Origin of the sequence: Salmonella enterica subsp. diarizonae (genome assembly GCF_008692785.1) — a bacterium.
In the GTDB taxonomy this organism is placed as follows: domain Bacteria; phylum Pseudomonadota; class Gammaproteobacteria; order Enterobacterales; family Enterobacteriaceae; genus Salmonella; species Salmonella diarizonae.
In genome coordinates this window covers 375,495-398,362 of sequence record NZ_VXJV01000005.1, presented here as the reverse complement: position 1 = coordinate 398,362, position 22,868 = coordinate 375,495, and the positions used below count along the sequence as shown (strand labels likewise).

Genomic DNA, 22,868 nt, shown 5'->3' with positions numbered 1-22,868 from the left:
TCAGGCGTTTTTCAATACTTCGCTAACGATTTCAACGGCTTCTTTCTCAATTTGCTTGCGGTGTTCTTCCCCCAGGAAGCTTTCGCAATAGATCTTGTAAGCGTCTTCCGTACCGGATGGACGCGCGGCGAACCAGCCGTTGTCGGTCATTACCTTCAGGCCGCCAATCGATGCGCCATTACCCGGCGCTGCGGTAAGACGCGCGGTGATCGGGTCGCCTGCCAGCGTGCTGGCGCTCACCATTTCCGGAGACAGTTTAGACAATGCCGCTTTCTGGGCCGATGTCGCTGCCGCCTGCAGACGGTTATAGCTCGGCGCGCCAAAACGCGCTGCCAGTTCATTGTAATGCTCTTGCGGGTTTTTCCCGGTAACGGCGGTGATTTCCGCCGCCAGCAGGCACATAATGATACCGTCTTTATCGGTAGACCACGGCGTACCGTCGAAACGCAGGAACGAAGCGCCCGCGCTTTCTTCCCCGCCGAAACCGAAGCTGCCGTCGAACAAACCGTCAACAAACCATTTGAAGCCTACCGGCACTTCCACCAGCTTGCGTCCCAAATCATTCACCACGCGGTCAATCATCGCGGAAGAGACCAGCGTTTTACCGACGGCCACGTCTTTGCCCCATTGTGGGCGATGCTGAAACAGATAGTTGATGGCGACCGCCAGATAATGGTTCGGATTCATCAGCCCCGCAGGCGTCACGATGCCATGACGGTCATAGTCCGGGTCGTTGGCGAAGGCCAGGTCAAACTTGTCCCGCAGCGCCAGCAAACCCGCCATCGCACATTCGGAGGAGCAATCCATGCGGATCGCGCCATCTTTATCAAGGTGCATAAAGCGGAAGGTTTGATCAACCTGATCGTTGACTAACGTCAGGTTAAGTTTGTAATGCTCAGCGATACGTTTCCAGTATTCGATACCGGAGCCGCCCAGCGGATCAACGCCCAGCGTCAGACCGGCTTTCTGAATCGCTGCCATATCAACGATATCCGCCAGCCCTTCGACAAACGGTTGTACCAGATCTACTGCTTTAACGTGACCCGAGGCCATTGCCGCATCCAGAGAAATACGTTTAACGCCTTGCAGGCCGTCAGCCAGCAGCGCATTGGCGCGGTCCTCCACGACTTTAGTGACGTTGGTATCCGCCGGGCCGCCATTAGGCGGATTATATTTAATGCCGCCATCTTCCGGCGGGTTGTGCGACGGCGTAATCACAATACCGTCTGCCAGCGGGCCGCCTTTTTTGTTATGGACCAGGATAGCATTTGACACAGCAGGCGTTGGCGTGAAGCCATTATTTTCCTGCACGATAACGTCTACGCCGTTTGCTGCCAGCACTTCCAGCACGGAAATGAAGGCCGGTTCCGAGAGCGCATGGGTGTCTTTCCCCACATAACAGGGGCCGGTAATGCCGTTCTTCGTCCGCTCCTCAGCAATCGCCTGGGCGATTGCCAGAATATGCGGTTCGTTGAAACTGTGACGACCTGCGCTACCGCGATGGCCGGAGGTGCCAAATTTCACGGCATGTTCTGCATTCCCTGCCTCCGGTTTCAGTACATAATACTGCGCCGTCAGTTGGGCGACGTTAATCAAATCACTTTGTTGCGCGGGTTGTCCTGCGCGGTTGTGGATTGCCATTGCCTGGTCCTTCTAATGCAAGGATTAAATTGTTCCGCAAACCTTTTCAATCAATTCCGCCGGGAATTGCATTGACTGCATGATATGTTCGATCATGCTGCATTTACGGCCGGTGTTGGTGTTGGTGATCACCCAATACGGCGTGCCGGGAACGTGCTTAGGTTTAGTTTGATTCCCATTTTTCAGCAGCGTTTGTTCATCCGCCGCAAAATAGACGCGCGTGCGGCCATGCAACGACTCCGTCGCCTCCGCAAACGCGTGGTGATCCAGTGAATAGAGTGTAGTCAGAATCAGCATAAAGCGATTGACCGCTTTTTTCTGCTCGGCATATTCGTCAGACAGCAGCAACTCACGCATCGCGCGAACTTTGTCTTTTACCGGATTGACCGGTTTCGCTTCTGCGACGGGTTGCGCCGCAGGCGTCCCTTTCGGTGCCGAAGCAGTTGGCTGTGTAGAGGCGGAAAACTTCAACATACGCCGTAAAATGTCGGATGCGCTCTCGCCGATATGCTTGGTGTGGCTGGCAATATAGCTATAGAGTTCATCATCAACTTCAATCGTTTTCATCTTAATCCAGTGCGATGTCTTTGCTGAATACAAGTCATTGGGATTATAGGAACAAATCCCAACAGCGGATAGCGTTAAGCCCGGCTGACAAAAAAACTCGGAGTAAACCTTAGAGGTTGCAGCCCAGTGGCAGAATGGTCAACATAATACCCTAACCCGACAGAGCGAAAAAAAGAACTTTGCCATGAAATTAAATATCCGAGCGCAATCTGCACAAAACCTGCACAATAATTCCCCCATCGTTCTCGTTCATGGCCTGTTTGGCAGCCTGGACAACCTCGGCGTACTGGCGCGCGATCTGGTGACCGATCACGACATTATTCAGGTCGATATGCGCAATCATGGTTTATCGCCGCGCGATCCGGTCATGGATTATCCGGCAATGGCCCAGGATCTGCTGGATACGCTTGACGCGCAGCAGATCGAGAAAGCGACTTTTATTGGTCATTCCATGGGCGGAAAAGCGGTAATGGCGCTGACGGCGCTGGCGCGAGATCGCATCGATCGTCTGGTCGCGATTGATATCGCCCCCGTGGATTATCACGTTCGCCGCCACGATCGCATTTTCGCGGCCATTAACGCCGTAAGCGAATCCGACGCTACATCCCGCCAACAGGCGGCAGGTATTATGCGCCAGCATCTTAACGAAGAAGGCGTGATCCAGTTTCTGTTAAAATCCTGGGCTGAAGGCGAATGGCGTTTTAATGTTCCGGTATTATGGGAGCAGTATCCGCATATCGTCGGCTGGAAAACCATTCCGGCCTGGGAACATCCGGCGCTGTTTATTCCAGGCGGTAACTCGCCGTACGTGACCGAAGCGTACCGCGACGCGCTGCTGGCGCAATTCCCTTTGGCGCGCGCGCATGTGATAGCCGGCGCGGGCCACTGGGTACATGCCGAAAAACCAGAGGCGGTTCTGCGCGCCATCCGCCGTTATCTGCACGATAAGCGCTAACTGATTAAAAACTCATCGCCTGTGCGCGATTACGCGCGCGGGCGTTGGCGTCGCTTCCTCGCTGATGTATGATGGCGCGCTATCCATCCGGGCATAAGCCTGGCTGATTGTTTCCCCCGAAGTCACCAAAATCATGGCCAAAGAACAAACGGACCGTACGACATTAGATCTGTTCGCGCACGAGCGTCGCCCGGGACGACCTAAAACGAATCCGCTTTCGCGCGATGAACAGTTACGCATCAATAAGCGTAACCAGTTAAAACGCGACAAAGTTCGTGGCCTCAAGCGTGTCGAATTAAAACTCAACGCACAAGCTGTTGACGCGCTGAATGAACTGGCCGAAGCGCGCAATATTAGCCGCAGCGAGCTCATTGAAGAAATGTTAATGAAGCAGCTTATGGCGCTGCGCGGCCAGGGTTTAGTCTGAAAACAAGTTTTGTTTCATATTTCGTGTAGCAGAGCGTGCAGTCCCGCGTGATTGCTGTTTCCGCATATCTGCCTGTTCTGCTATGATTGCCCTTATCCGTGGGCAATTCGCCACCACCATTTCAATAAGTTTCAAGAGGTTATTTTACTCATGGCAATCACTGGCATCTTTTTCGGCAGCGACACCGGTAATACCGAAAATATCGCAAAAATGATTCAAAAACAGCTTGGTAAAGACGTTGCCGATGTGCATGACATTGCAAAAAGCAGTAAAGAAGACCTGGAAGGGTATGACATTCTGCTGCTGGGCATCCCAACCTGGTACTATGGCGAAGCACAATGTGACTGGGATGACTTCTTCCCGACTCTCGAAGAGATTGACTTTAACGGTAAGCTGGTGGCGCTGTTTGGCTGTGGCGATCAGGAAGACTACGCGGAATACTTCTGTGATGCGCTGGGCACTATTCGCGACATTATTGAGCCGCGCGGCGCCACGATTGTGGGTCACTGGCCAACCGCAGGCTATCATTTTGAAGCCTCTAAGGGTCTGGCTGATGACGATCATTTTGTCGGCCTGGCGATTGACGAAGACCGTCAGCCTGAACTGACCGCCGAGCGTGTTGAAAAATGGGTCAAGCAAATTTCGGCTGAATTGCACCTCGACGACATCCTCAACGCCTAATCTTATGCGGCGCAGCATTACGTCTGCGCCGCATCAATAGACAAGACCAATCAAAATAATTGCTACAAATTTGTAACTTTCACACCCATCCCTGTACAATGTCCGGGTGTAATCAGGTGGCGCCAGAATTTGCAGGCAAAACCACAGTTTTATTAACATCTGCGAGAGACTTGCGGTTTTCATTTCGGCATGGCAGTCCTATAATGATACGCATTATCTTGAGTGCAATTTCTGTCACTTCTCTAATGAAGTGAATCGTTTAGCAACAGGACAGATTCCGCATGACTGACAACAATACCGCATTAAAGAAGGCTGGCCTGAAAGTAACGCTTCCTCGTTTAAAAATTCTGGAAGTTCTTCAGGAACCAGATAACCATCACGTCAGTGCGGAAGATTTATACAAACGCCTGATCGACATGGGTGAAGAAATCGGTCTGGCAACCGTGTACCGTGTGCTGAACCAGTTTGACGATGCCGGTATCGTGACCCGCCATAATTTTGAAGGCGGTAAATCCGTTTTTGAACTGACGCAACAGCATCATCACGATCATCTTATCTGCCTTGACTGCGGAAAAGTGATTGAATTTAGTGATGATTCTATTGAAGCGCGCCAGCGTGAAATTGCGGCGAGACACGGTATTCGTTTAACTAATCACAGCCTCTATCTTTACGGCCACTGCGCTGAAGGCGACTGCCGCGAAGACGAGCACGCGCACGATGACGCGACCAAATAAGTATAAATCTTTCGAAGAGCCAACCGCCCGGTTGGCTTTTTTATATCCTCCTCTTTCCTGCTGCTTGATGTTGATTTAATGTAAAAAAACCGCTATCGCATCTCAGGAGAGCAGGAATGGAGCTTCGCCAGTTACGCTATTTCGTGCGTATTATTGAAACCGGCAGTATGGGTAGCGCCGCGCAGGATCTTGATATTGGCGTTTCAGCCTTAAGCCAGCAGATGTCCCGTCTGGAAAACGAGCTTGCCATCCGTCTGTTGCAGCGCACCTCGCGCGGCGTAACGCCGACCAACGCCGGGCTGGCCTTTTATTCACAGGCACAACTCGCCCTGCGTCATGCCGACGACGCGATTCTCGCCGCCAGAGAAGCTCGTCTTTCCGGTCATGTGAGCGTAGGAATGGCCCCCAGTACCGCCTCCATACTGGGTATACCTTTTATCCATGCCATGCAGGAAAACTATGCCGATGTCCGACTGCATGTGGTGGAAAGCTTGTCCGGTAATCTGGAAAGAATGATTAATACCCGCCAGATTGATTTAGCCGTTGTCTTTCAAAAAGATAAAATCCTGCGCTGGAGCGCCAGACCGATCCTTGAAGAACAGCTTTTTCTGATTGGCTCCCATGCCCTGCTGGCGGCGCTTCCTGATAACCCGATCACGCCTGAACAACTGGCAGACATTCCGCTCATTATGCCGAGCCAGGGACACGGACTGCGCGGCAGGCTGGACGCTGTATGCCAGGAACATGCGCTTAACGTTGATATCGTTGCGGAAATTGACGGCCTGGCGTTGTTGATGCGCGCCGTGCGCGACGGCCTTGGCGCCACGTTACAGCCCGGCGCGGCGATTTCTCATCTGGATAACGACGCGCTACGCGTGATCGGCGTCCATAATCCGATACTCAGCCGCCCCAACTTTTTAGTCAGCCTGTCGGATGATGAGCTGACGCCCGCCGGTCTTGCCGCCAGAGTGGTACTCACCAAAGTCATGCGTCAGTTAGTCGACGCCGGCGAATGGCCAGGTGCTACCCTTTACGCTTACTAAACCCCTGTTTAGCGCTACCTGATAGCGCGCCGCTTATTTATCCGTATACATTTTAATTACAAATTTAACAAATAGTTAAATGGTACGGGAGCATAAGATGGTTGATGTACTGGTGATAGGCGGAGGCAATGCCGCATTATGCGCCGCCCTGACCGCACGGGAAGCGGGCGCATCGGTTCTGCTGCTGGAGGCTGCCCCGCGGGAATGGCGCGGCGGAAACTCTCAGCACACACGAAACCTGCGTTGTATGCATGATGCGCCGCAGGATGTGCTGGTGGAACGCTATCCTGAAGAGGAGTTCTGGCAGGATCTGTGGCGCGTCACCGACGGCAACACCAACGAAGCGCTGGCGCGGTTGGTCATTCGCACCTCTTCGCAATGCCGCGACTGGATGCGCAAACATGGCGTTAACTTTCAACCGCCGCTATCGGGGGCGCTCCACGTCGCGCGCACTAATGCATTTTTTATGGGCGGTGGGAAAGCGCTCGTCAATGCCTATTACCGTAGCGCCGAACGGCTGGGCGTGCAGATTCGTTATAACACGCCGGTTCATGCGCTTGAACTTCATGACGGCGAATTCGTAGCAGCGCTGGCGGGCAACGAACGTATTACTGCCAAAGCCTGCGTACTGGCGGCTGGCGGTTTCGAATCAAATCGTGAATGGCTGCGGAAGGCCTGGGGAGAAAACGCGCGCGGCGAATGGCCCGCGGATAATTTTCTGATTCGTGGCACGCGTTTTAACCAGGGCGTATTGCTCAAATTTATGATGGATGCCGGCGCGGATATCATTGGCGATCCGTCCCAGTCGCACTGCGTAGCGATTGATGCCAGGGCGCCGCTGTACGACGGCGGTATTTGTACTCGCGTTGATTGCGTATCGCTGGGTATTGTCGTGAATCGCGACGCCGAACGTTTTTATGATGAAGGCGAAGATTTCTGGCCGAAGCGTTACGCCATTTGGGGGCGTCTGGTTGCTCAACAGCCAGGACAAATTGGCTATTCGATTATTGACAGCAAAGCCATCGGCCACTTTATGCCGCCGGTTTTTCCTGGCGCGCAGGCCAATACGCTGGCTGAATTGGCCTGCCAGTTGGGGCTGGACGCGGAAAAATTTACCCGCACCGTCACGCAGTATAACCAGGCCTGCCAACCCGGTCATTTTGATCATACCTTGCTTGATAACTGCGCCACCAAAAACCTGACGCCGGCGAAAACCCACTGGGCGCGCCCGCTTGATGCACCGCCCTACTACGGTTATGCGCTGCGACCCGGAATCACTTTTACCTACCTGGGCCTGAAAGTCAATGAACGTGCCGCCGTACATTTTGCCGGTCATCCAAGCCGCAACCTGTTTGTTGCCGGCGAGATGATGGCAGGAAATGTACTGGGCAAGGGGTATACCGCAGGCGTAGGCATGTCTATCGGCACAACCTTTGGCCGCATTGCGGGGATAGAAGCCGCCCGCGCGGCGCACAAGGAGGCGCATCATGAAACAGCTTGAAAAATTAATCATTGAGACCACCGTACTTACCGAACCGGAAGCTGAGGTCGAACGCGTCATGCAAGTGTGTAACGCGTGTCGCTACTGCGAAGGATTTTGCGCGGTATTTCCGGCGATGACCCAGCGACTCGAATTCGGTAAAGCCGATGTTCATTATCTGGCGAATTTATGTCATAACTGCGGCGCCTGCCTGCACGCGTGCCAGTACGCGCCGCCCCATGAATTTGCCATTAACGTGCCGAAAGCGATGGCGCAAGTCCGCCTGGAAACATATCAACAGTATGCCCAGCCCGCCGCTTTTGGCGCGTTATACCGTCGGGCGGGGATCACCGTCGCGCTGGCGCTGATAGTCGGTCTGACGCTCTTTTTATTACTGGCGATGGCGCTGAAAGGGTCGCTAATTCATCCGCCGTTGGCCGGTGACTTCTATCAAATTTTTCCGCATAGCCTGCTGGCATGGATGTTTGGCTCAGTTTTTGTGCTGGCAATCGGTTTGCTTATGGTGGGCCTAATCCGCTTCTGGCGTGAGATCTCGCCGGGCGTACCGCGTTCGGCGGAGATTGCGGAAGCTTCGCACAATGCGTTAACGCTGAAATATCTCGATGGTGGACACGGCAAAGGCTGTAACGAAGCGGATGATGCGTTCACGCTGCTACGCCGTCGCTTTCATCACTTTACCTTTTACGGTTTTATGCTCTGTTTTGCCGCCACAGTCGTGGCGACGGGCTATCACTACGTCGCCGATTGGGAAGCGCCCTACCCGTTCTTTAGCCTGCCGGTCATGCTTGGCACGCTGGGCGGTATCGGTCTGCTTATCGGCCCAGCGGGGCTACTATGGCTCAATCTGCGGCGGTCGCCGTTACATGGCGATGCGCGCCAGAAACCAATGGATCGCGGCTTTATTCTGCTTCTGTTCTTAACCAGTCTTACCGGGCTGGCGCTGCTGGCAGGCAGAGACACCAGCGGAATGGGCATACTGCTGGCGCTCCATTTAGGCGTGGTGATGGCACTCTTTCTCACCCTTCCCTACGGAAAATTCGCCCACGGATTTTTCCGCTGCGCGGCCTTACTCAAATGGGCAGTTGAGAGGCGACGCGGAAAACATGCGGGGGATACAGGCAACTGACCCGCAGCATCTTACCCATAAAACAATAAAGACAGTGGAGAGCAAACCCTATGGCACAACACACACCTGCAACATCGCGCGCCGGCACGTTCGGCGCAATACTGCGCGTGACAAGCGGCAATTTTCTTGAACAGTTTGATTTTTTCTTGTTCGGATTTTACGCCACCTATATCGCCAGAACGTTTTTTCCGGCGGAAAGCGAATTTGCCTCATTAATGTTGACCTTTGCCGTCTTTGGCTCCGGTTTTTTAATGCGCCCCGTCGGCGCGATTGTGCTTGGCGCCTATATTGACAGAATCGGACGTCGTAAAGGGCTGATGGTGACACTGGCGATTATGGGCTGCGGTACGTTGCTCATCGCCCTCGTCCCCGGCTACCAAACGATCGGCCTGGCGGCACCTGCGTTGGTGCTGCTGGGCCGGTTATTACAAGGATTTTCTGCAGGCGTTGAGTTAGGCGGCGTTTCGGTCTATCTGTCCGAAATCGCAACGCCAGGCAATAAAGGATTTTATACCAGTTGGCAATCCGCCAGTCAGCAGGTCGCGATCGTTGTTGCCGCGTTGATTGGTTATAGCCTGAATCTCACGCTGGGACACGACGCGATATCGGAATGGGGCTGGCGAATTCCGTTCTTTATCGGCTGTATGATCATTCCGCTGATTTTTGTTTTACGTCGTTCATTACAAGAAACAGAGGCGTTTTTACAACGCAAGCATCGCCCCGACACCAGGGAAATCTTTGCTACTATCGCCAAAAACTGGCGCATTATTACGGCCGGAACGCTGCTGGTAGCGATGACCACCACAACGTTTTATTTTATCACCGTTTATACGCCGACCTATGGCAGAACCGTGCTTAATCTCAGCGCGCGGGACAGTTTGATCGTCACCATGCTGGTGGGCGTGTCCAATTTTATCTGGTTACCCATTGGTGGCGCGATTTCCGACCGGATTGGCCGTCGCGCCGTGTTAATGGGCATTACTTTACTGGCGCTGATCACCACCTGGCCTGTCATGCAATGGCTGACCGCCGCGCCCGACTTTACCCGCATGACGCTGGTACTGCTGTGGTTCTCTTTCTTTTTTGGCATGTATAACGGCGCAATGGTCGCGGCGTTAACCGAAGTGATGCCAGTCTATGTGCGTACCGTCGGTTTCTCGCTGGCCTTTAGCCTGGCGACGGCGATTTTTGGCGGCCTGACGCCGGCCATTTCTACCGCGCTGGTAAAATTAACCGGCGATAAAAGCTCGCCCGGCTGGTGGCTGATGTGCGCGGCGTTATGTGGACTTGCCGCGACGGCGATGCTGTTTGTGCGTCTGAGTCGCGGCTATATCGCGGCAGAAAATAAAGCCTGAAAAAGCCCCGGACGGGAAATGCCCCGTCCGGGGGCAGCAATAAAAAGCTTTATCGCGCGCTATTATGGCTGCGAATTTCCTGCCAGACCTTATCGCAGTCAGCCGTAATCACCTGATCGTTACCCGTACGCGTCGCCTGAATGCACTGCTGATAGTCCAGAACCCGTACGCTTTCTTCATTAGCAAATTGCTGGTGTTTGCGGTCTTTTTTAAGCACATTCAGCACGTTTTGGCAGGCCTCTACCTTCTCAGGCGAGCCCTGTGCGGTATTGATACAGGCGCTGTACGCCTCTTTCAGGCGGCTATCTTCTTCCGGCGTGGTTGATGACGCACAGGCCGTCAAACCGGCGGTCATGCTGGCGATGAGTAAAATTTTTTTCATAGGTCGTTCCTCAACAGCGCGGCAGACCTGCAGCCTGCCACATCTGACATCAGAAAATAGTGAATGGCGCAATAACGATAAATTTCACGTCACGCTCATCCTGAAAGATGTTGCCGTAACCACCGCCCCAGCTTGGAATATTGGAGTGGTTGTCGTATTCAGTGAAGTGCAGTTTGAACATGGTGCCTTTGGCGCGCCCCTCCTGCAGGGTATAGACCGCATCCAGACTGTATGAGGACTCTTCGATAGTGTGGTTTTTGTCGTAGTAAGCATCCGGATTACTTTGCCAGGTTGCCGGTTTGGCATCCCAGGCGTAAACGTAAGACGCGCCCACAGCCCATCCTGGCAGGTCCCAGTTTTTCAGGTCATACATCGCACCGAAGAAAACCGCCTTTTCGCCATTAGCGTTAAAGTCGGAACGGTTATCCCACCAGATATCCAGACGACCGTTTGAAGAGGCGTAGGTTGGCGTCATACGTTGCAGGAAATAGCCCTGCTGACCGTCCGCTTTCACCCAGGTGCCTTCCAGACGCAGGTCAACCACTTCCGCGACTTTGTAGCCGAAGGTTAGCGCCTGCAGCCAGGCCGTACCGTCGTAAATATCATTCGCGCTGCGATCATCTACTTTGTCGCGCGCGCCGTAGAACTGGTAACTGGTAGTGAACGGATTGCCGCCTAAATCAAATTTATAACTGGCCTTCGCGAAATATTGATCGACATAGCCTTCGGACTGACCAAACGCCGCTTCCAGCACCAGGTCATTTTTGAAGTCGTACTTCGCGCCGATAGAGTGGAGATAATCCACATTAGTTTTTTTATCCGCCTGATAAAACTTATCCATTTCGGTATGCCACGGCGCTTTATATTCGTTAGTCCACATGTAGGAGAAACTTAACGCGCCCGCATCGCCATAGTCAAAACTTGCGCCGGCCTCCGCTCCCTGATAGGTACCCGGCATAAAACTCCAGTGCGGCGCTAACAGCGTCTGTCCGGTAGGCTGAATATAACCGGCGCGCGCCCAGACCGGGCCATATTTAAATTTCGCGGCGGCTTTATAAAGACTGATACCGCTCTTATCGCCGGAATAGTCTTCGTCGTAGCCTTTATTCTTTTTCGAGAAGGCAATTTCGTTTGGATGACCGCTGTCGCCGTTTTCCGCCATTTCAATCGCGGTAAACGCCGCGATATCCAGACCGAACATATCCGCGGCGTAACCAGACTGAAAATCCAGGTTAGCGTTCCAGGTCGCATGAGAAAGGTTGGTTTTATATTTATCGCCATCGGTCACATCTTTACGATCGCGTTCACGCTGCCAATAATAGATGCCGCCCGTTAACGTGGCGTCGTCGAAAAAGCCGGAGGCTTGCGCCTGCGGAACAACGATCCACCCCGACATTGCTGTGATACCGGCGATAGCCAGAGCCAGCGTACTACGTTTGCCACTAAACGTACGCATAAGTTAATCCTCTTTGACGTATAAATTGCTGTCGACAAAAGCGAACAGCGAAAAAATAAAAATAAAAAGTAGTGCTGAGAAACCTCATTAACTACGTTAAACAGACTATTTTTCGCGATGCGAATTATCAATCTCTTTCTGTAACCAGTATGTAATAATATGAGCAACCGCACATATTTTATCGCTTTCTGTTACATTCAACTCCAGGTGGGGAAAGCAGACTGTCAGAAAGAAAATTGACTTATTTTCCATACGAATGAAAATAATTGTCTCCTGTTGACCTGATGCTAATAACATTTAGCTTAAGAAGCATTTATCAGAATAATAACTTTCGAAGAATAATTAATTCGCTTCACAAAAAAGAGAAGCCACTGAGAAATACAGAGAAAAAACGCCGCAGAATGCGGCGTTGGCAAGGTATTTTTTACAGCGTTTGCCTGATGGCGCTGCGCTTATTCGCCCGCTTTCGCCCACGTATCACGCAGGCCCACGGTGCGATTAAAGACCAGCTTATCGGCTGTCGCATAGCGGCTGTCGAGGCAGAAGTAGCCTTCACGCTCAAACTGGAAAGCGTTCCCTGCTACCGCCTCTTTCAGCGACGGCTCGCCATAACCCTGCTTAATCACTAATGATTCCGGGTTGATAACGGACAGGAAGTCCTCCGCGGCGCCCGGATTCGGTACGCTGAACAGACGATCGTAGAGACGAATTTCAATCGGCAGCGCATGAGCTGCGCTAACCCAGTGGATTACGCCCTTCACTTTACGTCCGTCAGCCGGATCTTTACTCAGCGTATCGGCATCATAGGTACAGAAGATGGTGGTGATATTCCCTTCGCCATCCTTCTCTACGCGCTCCGCTTTAATGACGTAGGCATTACGCAGACGCACTTCTTTGCCCATCACCAGACGCTTGTACTGCTTGTTAGCTTCTTCGCGGAAATCCGCGCGATCGATCCAGATCTCACCGCTAAACGGCACTTCACGACTGCCCATCTCCGGTTTATTCGGATGGTTAGGCATGGTAACCATTTCGCTCTCACCCTGCGGATAGTTTTCGATAACCAGTTTTACCGGATCGATCACCGCCATCGCACGCGGCGCGTTTTCGTTCAGATCTTCGCGAATGCAGGATTCAAGAGACGCCATCTCAATGGTGTTGTCCTGCTTGGTGACGCCGATGCGTTTACAGAACTCCCGAATGGAGGCCGCCGTATAGCCGCGACGGCGTAGACCCGAGATGGTCGGCATACGCGGGTCATCCCAGCCTTCTACGTGTTTGTCGGTCACCAGCAGGTTCAGCTTACGCTTGGACATCACGGTGTATTCCAGATTCAGACGCGAGAATTCGTACTGGCGCGGGTGAACCGGAATGGTGATGTTGTCCAGCACCCAGTCGTACAGACGACGGTTGTCCTGGAACTCCAGCGTACACAGAGAATGAGTAATGCCTTCCAGCGCATCGCTGATGCAGTGAGTAAAGTCATACATCGGATAGATGCACCACTTCGTGCCGGTCTGATGGTGCTCGGCGAATTTAATCCGATACAGCACCGGATCGCGCATCACGATAAATGGCGACGCCATGTCGATTTTGGCACGCAGACAAGCTTTACCCTCTTCAAAACCGCCGGTACGCATTTTTTCAAATAGCGCAAGGTTTTCTTCCACGCTGCGATCGCGGAACGGGCTGTTTTTACCCGGCGCGGTCAGCGTGCCGCGGTATTCGCGGATCTGCTCCGGCGTTAGCTCATCAACGTAGGCCAGGCCTTTATTGATGAGCTCGACCGCATAGGCGTGCAGTTGGTCAAAGTAATCGGAGGAGTAGCGAATATCGCCAGACCAGTGAAAGCCTAACCACTCGACGTCGTTTTTGATCGAATCAACGTACTCGATATCTTCTTTTACCGGGTTGGTGTCATCGAAACGCAGGTTGCACTGGCCCTGATAATCTTGCGCGATGCCAAAGTTCAGGCAGATAGATTTCGCGTGGCCGATGTGCAGATAGCCATTCGGCTCCGGCGGAAAACGGGTATGGACAGTGGTATGTTTACCACTCGCCAGATCTTCATCAATAATCTGACGAATAAAGTTAGTCGGGCGGGCTTCAGCCTCACTCATCGTGGATTCCTCAAAGCGTAAACAACGTATAACGGCATATGATCTTATAAGCCGGACAGACTGACAACCTTTAGTTACTTAAAAAGTGGCTTTGCAGAAAATATTGGGGCTAATTGCGGTAAAAAAAAGCGGCGAAGGTTTCCCTCTGCCGCTTATGTTTTATGTGATATCGCCGGATGGCGTCTTACGCCTTATCCGGCCAGGAAGCGATTATTTGCTCTTGATCTCGTACAGTGGCGTTTGACCCGCCACCACGTGACCATCCGCTTTGATGACCAGACCGCTGAAGTCATCGATATTGCTGCAAACAACCGGACTTATCATGGAGCGCGCATTGGCATTCAGGAAGTCCAGATCCAGTTCCAGAACCGGCTGACCCGCCGTTACTTCTGCACCCTCTTCTACCAGACGCTTGAAGCCCTGACCGTTCAGCGCGACGGTATCGATACCCATATGGACAACGATCTCCGCGCCTTTTTCGGTTTCCAGACAGAACGCGTGGTTAGTGTTGAAGATTTTCACGATAGTGCCCGCCGCCGGAGAAACCACAGTTTTATCGGTGGGTTTCACCGCCACGCCGTCACCGACCGCTTTACTGGCGAAGGCTTCATCTGGTACCTGATCCAGCGACACTACCTCACCGGTAATCGGAGAGACCAGCTCAGCGATAGTCACCGCATTCGGCACCGCCTGGGGTTTGGCCGCCGGAGCAGGTGTTGCAACGTGAGCCGCATCAGCAGACGCTGCCGCTGCCGCGACCGGACCCCGCGCCACCACTTTTTTCATTTCATCGCCAATCGATTCCGCTTTCGCGCCGACAATAACCTGAATGGTCTGTTTGTTCAGTTTCACCACACCGGAAGCGCCGAGGCGTTTGCAGGCCGCATCGTTGACGCGAGCAGAGTCATTCACGGTCAGACGCAGACGGGTAATACACGCATCGATCGCTTTCAGGTTATCCGTACCGCCAACCGCAGCGATATAGCTGGTCGCCAGTTGCGTTAACCCTTCTTCAGTGTTGCTGTTGGCTTCTTCCGTTACCATCTCATCAACTTTATCTTCGCGGCCCGGCGTTTTCAGGTTAAACATACGAATAACCGCGCTGAACAGCAGGAAGTAGATGATAAAGAATACAACGCCCATCACCAGCAACATCCAGACGTTATTGCTGGCCGCTGGCAGGTTATACATCAGTACATAGTCAATCGCACCTGCCGAGAAAGAGAAGCCCGCATGGATACCCAGCAGCGTCGCGACAAACAGGCTGATACCGGTCAAAATGGCGTGCAGGAGGTACAGCAACGGCGCCAGGAACATAAACAGGAATTCCAGCGGCTCGGTTACGCCGGTCAGAAAGGCTGTAATCGCGACAGACAGCAGCATACCGCCCACCATCGGACGACGTTCTTTCGGCGCGGCGAAATACATCGCCAGAGCGGCGCCCGGCAGACCAAACATCATGATCGGGAAGAAGCCGGACATAAACATCCCCGCCGTGCCGTCACCAGCATAGAAGCGGTTGATGTCACCGTGGAATACGGTGCCTGCGGCATTGGTGAATTCGCCAATCTGGAACCAGGCGATGGTGTTCAGTACCTGATGTAAGCCGGTTGGGATCAGCAGACGGTTGATGAAGCCAAAAATACCGGAACCCAGCGCGCCAGCAGAAACAATCCATTCACCGCCCGCATGGATGCCATGCTGTACCGGCGGCCAGACGTAACCGAAAATAGCGGCCAGCACCAGACAGAAAAAGCCCGTTGCGATCGGCACAAAACGTTTTCCGCCGAAGAAACTGAGAAAATCAGGCAGTTTAATACCAGACCAGCGATTATAAACCGCGCCGCCAACCAGACCGGTAATAATCCCCGCCAGCACGCCCATGTTAATTTCCGGGTTAATCGTCACCATCGCTTTGGTCATGACGAAGTAACCCACGGCCCCCGCCAGCGCTGCCGCGCCCGCGCTATCTTTAGACCAACTGGATGCCACGCCGATAGCGAAAACCAGCGCCAGGTTATCGAAAATAGACCCGCCCGCTTGTGCGATAAACGGCATATTCAGCAAATCTGGTTGGCCGAATCGCAGCAACAACGCTGCTACCGGCAACACGGCGATAGGGAGCTGCAACGCCCTACCCAGCCGCTGGAAAAAACCTAAAATATTCATCTTATTCCCCCTACGAGACGCCGATATGGCTTCTTTGAAGCCGTTTTTTATTGTGCTGCAAACGTTAAAAACGTGATGTTCTGTAATCGAACGGTGAGATCATCTCCTGCAGAGTGTGTGAAAAATTAATTCGCCTCGCAAATTAAATGCGTGTTTTTTGTGATTATAATCACTAAATATCGTAATCACCCCTACCATCCACTGGCTAACACGGAAAACTTATTTTATGATTCAAAAAATCAGGACGGATTGAACGCGAACCCTGGATATCCAGGTTACGCTTAATACGATCCGCCAAATTTTGACATTGATTATTGAGGTGAAGAATGAGACTGATCCCCCTGAATACCGCAGAACAGGTTGGCAAATGGGCCGCTCGCCATATCGTTAACCGTATTAATGCGTTCAAACCGACCGCCGATCGTCCGTTTGTCCTGGGACTGCCTACCGGCGGTACGCCGCTGACGGCCTATAAAGCGCTGGTTGAGATGCACAAAGCGGGCGAGGTCAGCTTTAAGCATGTGGTCACCTTTAATATGGACGAATATGTCGGCCTGCCGAAAGAGCACCCGGAAAGCTACCACAGCTTTATGCATCGTAATTTTTTCGATCACGTTGATATTCCAGCAGAAAACATTAATCTTCTCAACGGTAATGCACCGGATATTGATGCAGAATGCCGTCAATATGAAGAAAAAATTCGTTCTTACGGTAAAATCCATCTGTTTATGGGCGGCGTCGGCAACGACGGTCACATCGCCTTTAACGAACCGGCGTCTTCGTTGGCTTCCCGTACCCGTATCAAAACGTTAACCCATGATACTCGTGTAGCGAACTCCCGCTTCTTTGACGGCGACGTAAACCAGGTGCCGAAATATGCGCTGACGGTAGGCGTAGGCACGCTGCTGGATGCGGAAGAAGTCATGATTCTGGTGCTGGGCCATCAGAAAGCCCAGGCGCTGCAAGCGGCGGTTGAAGGCAACGTCAACCACATGTGGACCATTAGCTGCCTGCAACTCCATCCGAAAGCGGTTGTGGTATGCGATGAGCCCTCCACAATGGAGCTTAAAGTTAAAACATTGAAATACTTCAATGAATTAGAAGCAGAAAATATTAAAGGTCTGTAATGTTGTCTCCGCCCCAACAGTCAACGCGGGGCGGTAAATTTTTGATATCGGGGGTCGGAATGTATGCTTTAACCCAGGGCCGGATCTATACCGGTCACGAAATTCTTGATGACCATGCGCTTGTTGTCGCTAATGGCCTGATTGACCGCGTTTGTCCGATGGTCGAACTGCCGCCGGGAATAGAACAACGCTCATTGAATGGGGCCATTCTCACCCCCGGTTTTATTGACGTGCAGCTAAACGGCTGCGGCGGCGTGCAGTTTAACGATACCGCAGAAGCTGTCAGCGTTGAAACGCTGGAAATTATGCAGAAAGCCAATGAAAAATCGGGCTGTACTAACTTTCTGCCAACGCTTATCACTACCAGCGACGAATTGATGAAACAGGGCATTCGCGTCATGCGCGAGTACCTGGAAAAACATCCGCACCAGGCGCTGGGACTCCACCTGGAAGGCCCCTGGCTTAATCTGGTAAAAAAAGGCACCCATAATCCTGATTTCGTGCGTAAACCAGACGCTGCGCTGGTCGATTTCTTGTGCGATAATGCCGACGTCATTACCAAAGTCACACTCGCGCCGGAAATGGTTCCTGCTGACGTGATCGCTAAACTGGCAAATGTAGGCATTGTGGTTTCCGCAGGCCACTCCAACGCGACGTTAAAAGAGGCAAAAGCGGGCTTCCGCGCCGGGATTACCTTTGCGACTCACCTGTTTAACGCGATGCCATATATTACAGGCCGTGAGCCCGGTCTTGCTGGCGCTATTCTGGACGAAGCGGATATTTATTGCGGCGTTATTGCCGATGGTCTGCATGTCGACTACGCCAACATTCGCAATGCCAAGCGCCTGAAAGGCGACAAACTTTGTCTGGTGACAGACGCCACCGCACCGGCGGGGGCCAACATTGAGCAGTTCATTTTCGCAGGTAAAACAATATACTACCGCAATGGACTGTGTGTGGATGAAAACGGTACGCTGAGCGGTTCCTCCTTAACCATGATTGAAGGCGTACGCAACCTGGTCGCGCATTGCGGCATCGCTTTGGATGAAGTGCTGCGCATGGCAACGCTCTACCCGGCTCGCGCTATCGGTGTTGATAAGCATCTCGGTAGCATTGCGCCCGGTAAAGTCGCGAACCTGACCGCGTTCACCCACGATTTTAAAATTATCAAGACCATCGTTAATGGTAACGAGGTCGTTTGACTTGAGTAAGTGAGAATATGACACCAGGCGGACAAGCTCAGATAGGTAATGTTGATCTCGTAAAACAGCTTAACAGCGCAGCCGTTTACCGCCTGATTGACCAGCATGGTCCTATCTCGCGCATACAAATTGCCGAGCAAAGCCAGCTTGCTCCCGCCAGCGTAACAAAAATTACGCGTCAACTCATTGAACGCGGGCTGATCAAAGAAGTCGATCAGCAGGCCTCCACCGGAGGCCGCCGCGCTATCTCTATCGTCACGGAAACCCGCAACTTCCATGCCATTGGCGTTCGCCTGGGGCGTCATGATACCACCTTAACGCTTTACGATCTGAGCAGTAAAGTGGTCGCTGAGGAGCATTATCCGCTGCCGGAGCGCACCCAGCAGACGCTGGAACACGCGCTGCTCAATACTATCGCCGTCTTTATTGATAGCTGTCAGCGTAAAATCCGCGAATTGATCGCTATTTCCGTGATCCTGCCAGGGCTTGTTGATCCGGAAAGCGGCGTGATTCGTTACATGCCGCACATTCAGGTTGAAAACTGGGGACTGGTCGAAGCGCTGGAAAAACAGTTTCACGTCACCTGTTTTGTCGGGCACGATATCCGTAGCCTGGCGCTGGCGGAACACTACTTTGGCGCCAGCCAGGACTGCGAGGACTCCATTCTGGTACGCGTCCATCGCGGTACAGGCGCCGGGATTATCTCCAACGGGCGCATCTTCATTGGCCGTAACGGCAACGTCGGCGAAATTGGGCATATTCAGGTGGAACCGCTGGGCGAGCGCTGCCACTGCGGTAATTTTGGCTGCCTGGAAACCATTGCCGCCAATGCGGCAATTGAACAACGGGTGCTGAATTTGCTTAAACAAGGCTATCAAAGCCGTGTTCCGCCTGACGACTGCACGATTAAAACTATCTGTAAGGCGGCAAATAAGGGCGACAGCCTGGCCTCGGAAGTTATCGAGCATGTCGGCCGTCATTTGGGCAAAACGATCGCCATTGCTATCAACCTGTTTAATCCGCAAAAAATCGTCATTGCCGGCGAGATCACTGAAGCCGATAAAGTCCTGTTGCCTGCTATTGAAAGCTGCATCAATACGCAGGCGTTGAAGGCATTTCGCAAAAATTTGCCGGTGGTACGCTCCACGCTCGATCACCGTTCCGCTATCGGTGCATTTGCCTTAGTTAAACGCGCTATGCTCAACGGAACATTGCTGCAACGTTTGCTGGAAAGTTGATGCGCTCTTATAGTATCGGATTATTCACAAATTCCCTGGGTAGTTCATGACCATCAAGAATGTAATCTGCGATATCGACGGCGTGCTGATGCACGACAACGTAGCCGTACCCGGTGCGGCGGAATTTCTGACGGGGATTCTGGAAAAAGGTCTGCCGCTGGTGCTGCTGACCAATTACCCGTCGCAAACCGGACAGGATCTGGCGAACCGTTTTGCCACCGCTGGCGTTAACGTGCCGGACAGCGTGTTTTATACCTCAGCAATGGCGACAGCCGATTTTCTGCGCCGTCAGGAAGGTAAGAAAGCGTATGTCGTGGGCGAAGGCGCGCTCATTCACGAGCTCTATAAAGCGGGTTTTACCATTACCGATGTGAACCCTGATTTTGTCATTGTTGGAGAGACCCGCTCCTACAACTGGGACATGATGCATAAAGCGGCATTTTTCGTCGCCAACGGCGCGCGCTTTATCGCCACCAACCCGGATACTCACGGTCGCGGTTTTTACCCGGCCTGCGGCGCGCTGTGCGCAGGCATTGAAAAAATCTCCGGCCGGAAGCCGTTTTATGTCGGCAAACCAAGCCCGTGGATCATCCGCGCGGCGTTAAACAAAATGCAGGCGCACTCGGAAGAGACCGTTATCGTCGGCGACAACCTGCGCACCGACATTCTGGCGGGGTTCCAGGCCGGTCTGGAGACCATTCTGGTACTTTCTGGCGTATCAACGATCAATGATATTGATAGTATGCCGTTCCGCCCGAGTTGGATTTACCCTTCCGTCGCCGAGATCGACGTTATCTAAAACGGTCACCTGCCTGATGGCGCGCAGCTTACAGGTCTACAATGTTGTTCGAACCGTAGGCCTGATAGCGAGGCGCCACCAGCAAAAACATTATTCAATTAAATCACGATAAAACTGAAGATTCATCAATAAATTCGCGCAATACGTAATCATTTTTCACTAATCAACAATGACTATTGCGTTTTTTCTTTTTCAGACGGTAAACCCCTTGCGCCTTCCACGCCTTTGCGGCATTTTTTAATCAAGCAAACACAAAAAGTACGACGCAACAGATTAACGGAGAAGGCTATGTGTTCTATTTTCGGCGTATTCGATATCAAAACAGATGCAGTGGAACTGCGTAAAAAAGCCCTTGAACTGTCACGCCTGATGCGCCATCGCGGCCCGGACTGGTCCGGCATCTACGCTTGCGATAACGCGATTCTCGCACATGAACGCTTGTCGATTGTTGATGTTAACGCCGGCGCCCAGCCCCTGTATAACGCCAAAAAAACTCACGTGCTGGCGGTGAATGGTGAAATTTATAACCATCAGGCGTTACGCGCGGAGTATGGCGATCGTTACGCGTTCCAGACCGGTTCCGACTGCGAAGTTATCCTCGCGCTATATCAGGAAAAAGGGCCGGATTTCCTTGACGATTTACAGGGGATGTTCGCCTTCGCCCTGTATGACAGCGAAAAAGACGCTTATCTGATTGGTCGTGACCATATCGGTATTATTCCGCTCTATATGGGCTATGACGAATTCGGCAACTTCTATGTGGCTTCAGAAATGAAAGCGCTGACGCCGGTCTGCCGCACTATTAAAGAGTTCCCGGCGGGCAGCTACCTGTGGAGCAAAGATGGGGAGATCCGCCAGTACTATCAGCGCGACTGGTTTGAGTTCGCCGCGGTAAAAGACAACGTCACCGACAAAAACGAGCTGCGCCAGGCGCTGGAAGAGGCGGTGAAAAGCCACCTGATGTCCGACGTGCCCTACGGCGTACTGCTCTCCGGCGGCCTGGACTCGTCGATTATTTCGGCGATCACCAAAAAATTCGCCGCCCGTCGCGTCGAAGATCAGGAGCGCTCCGAAGCCTGGTGGCCGCAGTTGCACTCTTTTGCGGTGGGTCTGGAAGGTTCGCCTGACCTGAAGGCGGCCCAGGAGGTGGCTAACCACCTCGGCACCGTACATCACGAAATTCATTTCACCGTCCAGGAGGGTCTGGATGCGATTCGCGACGTAATTTACCACATCGAAACCTATGACGTGACCACTATCCGCGCCTCAACGCCAATGTATCTGATGTCGCGTAAGATCAAAGCGATGGGCATCAAAATGGTGCTCTCCGGCGAAGGTTCCGATGAGGTGTTTGGCGGCTACCTGTACTTCCATAAAGCGCCGAACGCCAAAGAGTTACATGAAGAGACGGTCCGTAAGCTACAGGCGCTGCATATGTATGACTGCGCCCGCGCCAACAAAGCGATGTCCGCCTGGGGCGTGGAAGCGCGCGTACCGTTCCTGGATAAAAAATTCCTCGACGTGGCGATGCGTATCAACCCACAGGATAAAATGTGCGGCAACGGTAAGATGGAAAAACACGTGCTGCGCGAGTGCTTCGAGTCTTATCTGCCGGCCAGCGTCGCGTGGCGTCAGAAAGAGCAATTCTCTGACGGTGTAGGCTACAGTTGGATCGATACGCTAAAAGAGGTGGCGGCGAAACAGATTTCCGATCAACAACTGGAAACCGCGCGCTTCCGCTTTCCATACAACACGCCGTCGTCTAAAGAGGCGTACTTGTACCGGGAAATTTTTGAAGAGCTGTTCCCGGTGCCAAGCGCGGCGGAGTGCGTACCCGGCGGCCCGTCCGTAGCCTGTTCTTCCGCCAAAGCCATTGAGTGGGATGAAGCATTCAAAACGATGGATGACCCGTCAGGCCGCGCGGTCGGCGTGCATCAGTCGGCGTACCAGTAAATTAACGATGACGAAAGAGCCCTTAGGGGCTCTTTTTTTATGGCAAACCACTTTCAGAAAAACGATTAATAACCAATAATTGCCGAATATTGCGCCACGCTGTTCGCAACCTAACCAAACAGACACTTTCCGACGTTTTTCGATGAAAAAGAGGTTGACGCTTCAAGGCTCAATACGCATAATGCGCCCCGCAACGCCGATAAGGTAACGCGGAAAAAGATGGCTACGTAGCTCAGTTGGTTAGAGCACATCACTCATAATGATGGGGTCACAGGTTCGAATCCCGTCGTAGCCACCATCTTTTTTGCGGGAGTGGCGAAATTGGTAGACGCACCAGATTTAGGTTCTGGCGCCGCAAGGTGTGCGAGTTCAAGTCTCGCCTCCCGCACCAT

Annotated in this window: 18 protein-coding genes, 2 tRNA genes and 2 pseudogenes; 16 read left to right on the top strand and 6 right to left on the bottom strand. The window is 52.7% G+C overall.

Annotated elements, in window-relative coordinates; translation table 11 throughout:
- Together pgm and seqA are read right to left on the bottom strand one after the other, a co-directional pair.
- A complete protein-coding gene (gene pgm, locus F4V72_RS13110; protein WP_023248873.1) occupies window positions 1–1,641 on the bottom strand; it encodes a phosphoglucomutase (alpha-D-glucose-1,6-bisphosphate-dependent) in 1,641 nt (546 codons plus the stop codon).
- A gap of 24 nt (window positions 1,642–1,665) precedes the next feature.
- Entirely contained in the window at window positions 1,666–2,208 is a 543-nt protein-coding gene (gene seqA, locus F4V72_RS13105) for a replication initiation negative regulator SeqA (protein WP_023248874.1), read from the bottom strand.
- A 184-nt stretch (window positions 2,209–2,392) separates the two neighbouring features.
- Here seqA and ybfF point away from each other — a divergent pair, with 184 nt between their 5' ends.
- The 9 genes and pseudogenes from ybfF to tcuC all read left to right on the top strand — a co-directional run bounded on the left by ybfF (window position 2,393) and on the right by tcuC (window position 10,030).
- Window positions 2,393–3,163 (top strand): esterase, encoded by a 771-nt coding sequence (ybfF, locus tag F4V72_RS13100; RefSeq protein ID WP_121767820.1) that lies wholly within the window; start codon window positions 2,393–2,395, stop codon window positions 3,161–3,163.
- Window positions 3,164–3,296: 133 nt separating this feature from the next.
- The gene (ybfE, locus tag F4V72_RS13095) at window positions 3,297–3,590 is read left to right on the top strand and encodes a LexA regulated protein (RefSeq protein WP_023248876.1); all 294 of its coding nucleotides are present in this window, start codon (window positions 3,297–3,299) and stop codon (window positions 3,588–3,590) included.
- A gap of 150 nt (window positions 3,591–3,740) precedes the next feature.
- Window positions 3,741–4,271 (top strand): flavodoxin FldA, encoded by a 531-nt coding sequence (gene fldA, locus F4V72_RS13090; protein ID WP_001018620.1) that lies wholly within the window; start codon window positions 3,741–3,743, stop codon window positions 4,269–4,271.
- 203 nt (window positions 4,272–4,474) lie between these two features.
- Window positions 4,475–4,560, top strand: a pseudogene (locus tag F4V72_RS24250) (fur leader peptide).
- On the top strand, window positions 4,553–5,005 hold the full coding sequence (gene fur / locus F4V72_RS13085) for a ferric iron uptake transcriptional regulator (RefSeq protein WP_023248877.1): 453 nt from the start codon (window positions 4,553–4,555) through the stop codon (window positions 5,003–5,005). Before F4V72_RS24250 ends, fur begins: the two are co-directional and overlap by 8 nt.
- A gap of 116 nt (window positions 5,006–5,121) precedes the next feature.
- Window positions 5,122–6,048 (top strand): tricarballylate utilization LysR family transcriptional regulator TcuR, encoded by a 927-nt coding sequence (gene tcuR, locus F4V72_RS13080; RefSeq protein ID WP_053529330.1) that lies wholly within the window; start codon window positions 5,122–5,124, stop codon window positions 6,046–6,048.
- A gap of 97 nt (window positions 6,049–6,145) precedes the next feature.
- The gene (gene tcuA, locus F4V72_RS13075; protein WP_053529329.1) at window positions 6,146–7,549 is read left to right on the top strand and encodes an FAD-dependent tricarballylate dehydrogenase TcuA; all 1,404 of its coding nucleotides are present in this window, start codon (window positions 6,146–6,148) and stop codon (window positions 7,547–7,549) included.
- The gene (gene tcuB, locus F4V72_RS13070; protein ID WP_121767821.1) at window positions 7,536–8,675 is read left to right on the top strand and encodes a tricarballylate utilization protein TcuB; all 1,140 of its coding nucleotides are present in this window, start codon (window positions 7,536–7,538) and stop codon (window positions 8,673–8,675) included. The genes tcuA and tcuB overlap by 14 nt, the downstream gene beginning before the upstream one ends.
- Before the next feature lie 50 nt (window positions 8,676–8,725).
- Entirely contained in the window at window positions 8,726–10,030 is a 1,305-nt protein-coding gene (gene tcuC / locus F4V72_RS13065; protein ID WP_053529328.1) for a tricarballylate/proton symporter TcuC, read from the top strand.
- 49 nt (window positions 10,031–10,079) lie between these two features.
- Here the strand turns inward: tcuC and chiQ are convergent, their stop codons facing one another.
- From chiQ to nagE, 4 genes are all read right to left on the bottom strand, one after another.
- Entirely contained in the window at window positions 10,080–10,412 is a 333-nt protein-coding gene (chiQ, locus tag F4V72_RS13060; protein ID WP_023248883.1) for a ChiQ/YbfN family lipoprotein, read from the bottom strand.
- 49 nt (window positions 10,413–10,461) lie between these two features.
- Window positions 10,462–11,868 carry a chitoporin ChiP gene (gene chiP, locus F4V72_RS13055; RefSeq protein ID WP_136058409.1) on the bottom strand — a complete coding sequence of 469 codons (1,407 nt, stop codon included), beginning with the start codon at window positions 11,866–11,868 and terminating at the stop codon, window positions 10,462–10,464.
- A 452-nt stretch (window positions 11,869–12,320) separates the two neighbouring features.
- On the bottom strand, window positions 12,321–13,988 hold the full coding sequence (gene glnS / locus F4V72_RS13050; protein ID WP_023248885.1) for a glutamine--tRNA ligase: 1,668 nt from the start codon (window positions 13,986–13,988) through the stop codon (window positions 12,321–12,323).
- Between the two features lie 210 nt (window positions 13,989–14,198).
- Window positions 14,199–16,157, bottom strand: a complete 1,959-nt coding sequence (gene nagE, locus F4V72_RS13045; protein ID WP_053529327.1) for a PTS N-acetyl glucosamine transporter subunit IIABC — start codon at window positions 16,155–16,157, stop codon at window positions 14,199–14,201.
- 326 nt (window positions 16,158–16,483) lie between these two features.
- Here nagE and nagB point away from each other — a divergent pair, with 326 nt between their 5' ends.
- The 7 genes and pseudogenes from nagB (at window position 16,484) to F4V72_RS13010 (ending at window position 22,867) form a co-directional block, all read left to right on the top strand.
- Complete coding sequence (nagB, locus tag F4V72_RS13040) at window positions 16,484–17,284, top strand: glucosamine-6-phosphate deaminase (RefSeq protein ID WP_023248887.1); 801 nt, start codon at window positions 16,484–16,486, stop codon at window positions 17,282–17,284.
- Between the two features lie 59 nt (window positions 17,285–17,343).
- Window positions 17,344–18,499, top strand: a pseudogene (gene nagA / locus F4V72_RS13035) (N-acetylglucosamine-6-phosphate deacetylase).
- 4 nt (window positions 18,500–18,503) lie between these two features.
- Entirely contained in the window at window positions 18,504–19,724 is a 1,221-nt protein-coding gene (gene nagC, locus F4V72_RS13030) for a DNA-binding transcriptional regulator NagC (protein WP_023248889.1), read from the top strand.
- Window positions 19,725–19,770: 46 nt separating this feature from the next.
- Window positions 19,771–20,523: a ribonucleotide monophosphatase NagD gene (gene nagD, locus F4V72_RS13025; RefSeq protein ID WP_000153143.1), complete on the top strand. Its 753-nt coding sequence runs from the start codon at window positions 19,771–19,773 to the stop codon at window positions 20,521–20,523.
- 288 nt (window positions 20,524–20,811) lie between these two features.
- Window positions 20,812–22,476, top strand: coding sequence for an asparagine synthase B (gene asnB, locus F4V72_RS13020; RefSeq protein WP_070789306.1), 1,665 nt, complete (start codon window positions 20,812–20,814; stop codon window positions 22,474–22,476).
- 221 nt (window positions 22,477–22,697) lie between these two features.
- A tRNA-Met gene (locus tag F4V72_RS13015) sits at window positions 22,698–22,774 on the top strand.
- A gap of 8 nt (window positions 22,775–22,782) precedes the next feature.
- Window positions 22,783–22,867 (top strand) — tRNA-Leu (locus F4V72_RS13010).
- The last annotated feature ends 1 nt before the right edge of the window (window position 22,868 follow it).

Bases quoted from the DNA above. Each gene is read 5' to 3' on its own strand.
- nagE (WP_053529327.1), bottom strand. From the start codon at position 16,157: ATGAATATTTTAGGTTTTTTCCAGCGGCTGGGTAGGGCGTTGCAGCTC.
- nagC (WP_023248889.1), top strand. From the start codon at position 18,504: ATGACACCAGGCGGACAAGCTCAGATAGGTAATGTTGATCTCGTAAAA.
- nagB (WP_023248887.1), top strand. From the start codon at position 16,484: ATGAGACTGATCCCCCTGAATACCGCAGAACAGGTTGGCAAATGGGCC.
- chiP (WP_136058409.1), bottom strand. From the start codon at position 11,868: ATGCGTACGTTTAGTGGCAAACGTAGTACGCTGGCTCTGGCTATCGCC.
- fur (WP_023248877.1), top strand. From the start codon at position 4,553: ATGACTGACAACAATACCGCATTAAAGAAGGCTGGCCTGAAAGTAACG.
- ybfF (WP_121767820.1), top strand. From the start codon at position 2,393: ATGAAATTAAATATCCGAGCGCAATCTGCACAAAACCTGCACAATAAT.
- asnB (WP_070789306.1), top strand. From the start codon at position 20,812: ATGTGTTCTATTTTCGGCGTATTCGATATCAAAACAGATGCAGTGGAA.
- seqA (WP_023248874.1), bottom strand. From the start codon at position 2,208: ATGAAAACGATTGAAGTTGATGATGAACTCTATAGCTATATTGCCAGC.
- tcuA (WP_053529329.1), top strand. From the start codon at position 6,146: ATGGTTGATGTACTGGTGATAGGCGGAGGCAATGCCGCATTATGCGCC.
- ybfE (WP_023248876.1), top strand. From the start codon at position 3,297: ATGGCCAAAGAACAAACGGACCGTACGACATTAGATCTGTTCGCGCAC.
- tcuR (WP_053529330.1), top strand. From the start codon at position 5,122: ATGGAGCTTCGCCAGTTACGCTATTTCGTGCGTATTATTGAAACCGGC.
- fldA (WP_001018620.1), top strand. From the start codon at position 3,741: ATGGCAATCACTGGCATCTTTTTCGGCAGCGACACCGGTAATACCGAA.
- chiQ (WP_023248883.1), bottom strand. From the start codon at position 10,412: ATGAAAAAAATTTTACTCATCGCCAGCATGACCGCCGGTTTGACGGCC.
- tcuC (WP_053529328.1), top strand. From the start codon at position 8,726: ATGGCACAACACACACCTGCAACATCGCGCGCCGGCACGTTCGGCGCA.
- tcuB (WP_121767821.1), top strand. From the start codon at position 7,536: ATGAAACAGCTTGAAAAATTAATCATTGAGACCACCGTACTTACCGAA.
- pgm (WP_023248873.1), bottom strand. From the start codon at position 1,641: ATGGCAATCCACAACCGCGCAGGACAACCCGCGCAACAAAGTGATTTG.
- nagD (WP_000153143.1), top strand. From the start codon at position 19,771: ATGACCATCAAGAATGTAATCTGCGATATCGACGGCGTGCTGATGCAC.
- glnS (WP_023248885.1), bottom strand. From the start codon at position 13,988: ATGAGTGAGGCTGAAGCCCGCCCGACTAACTTTATTCGTCAGATTATT.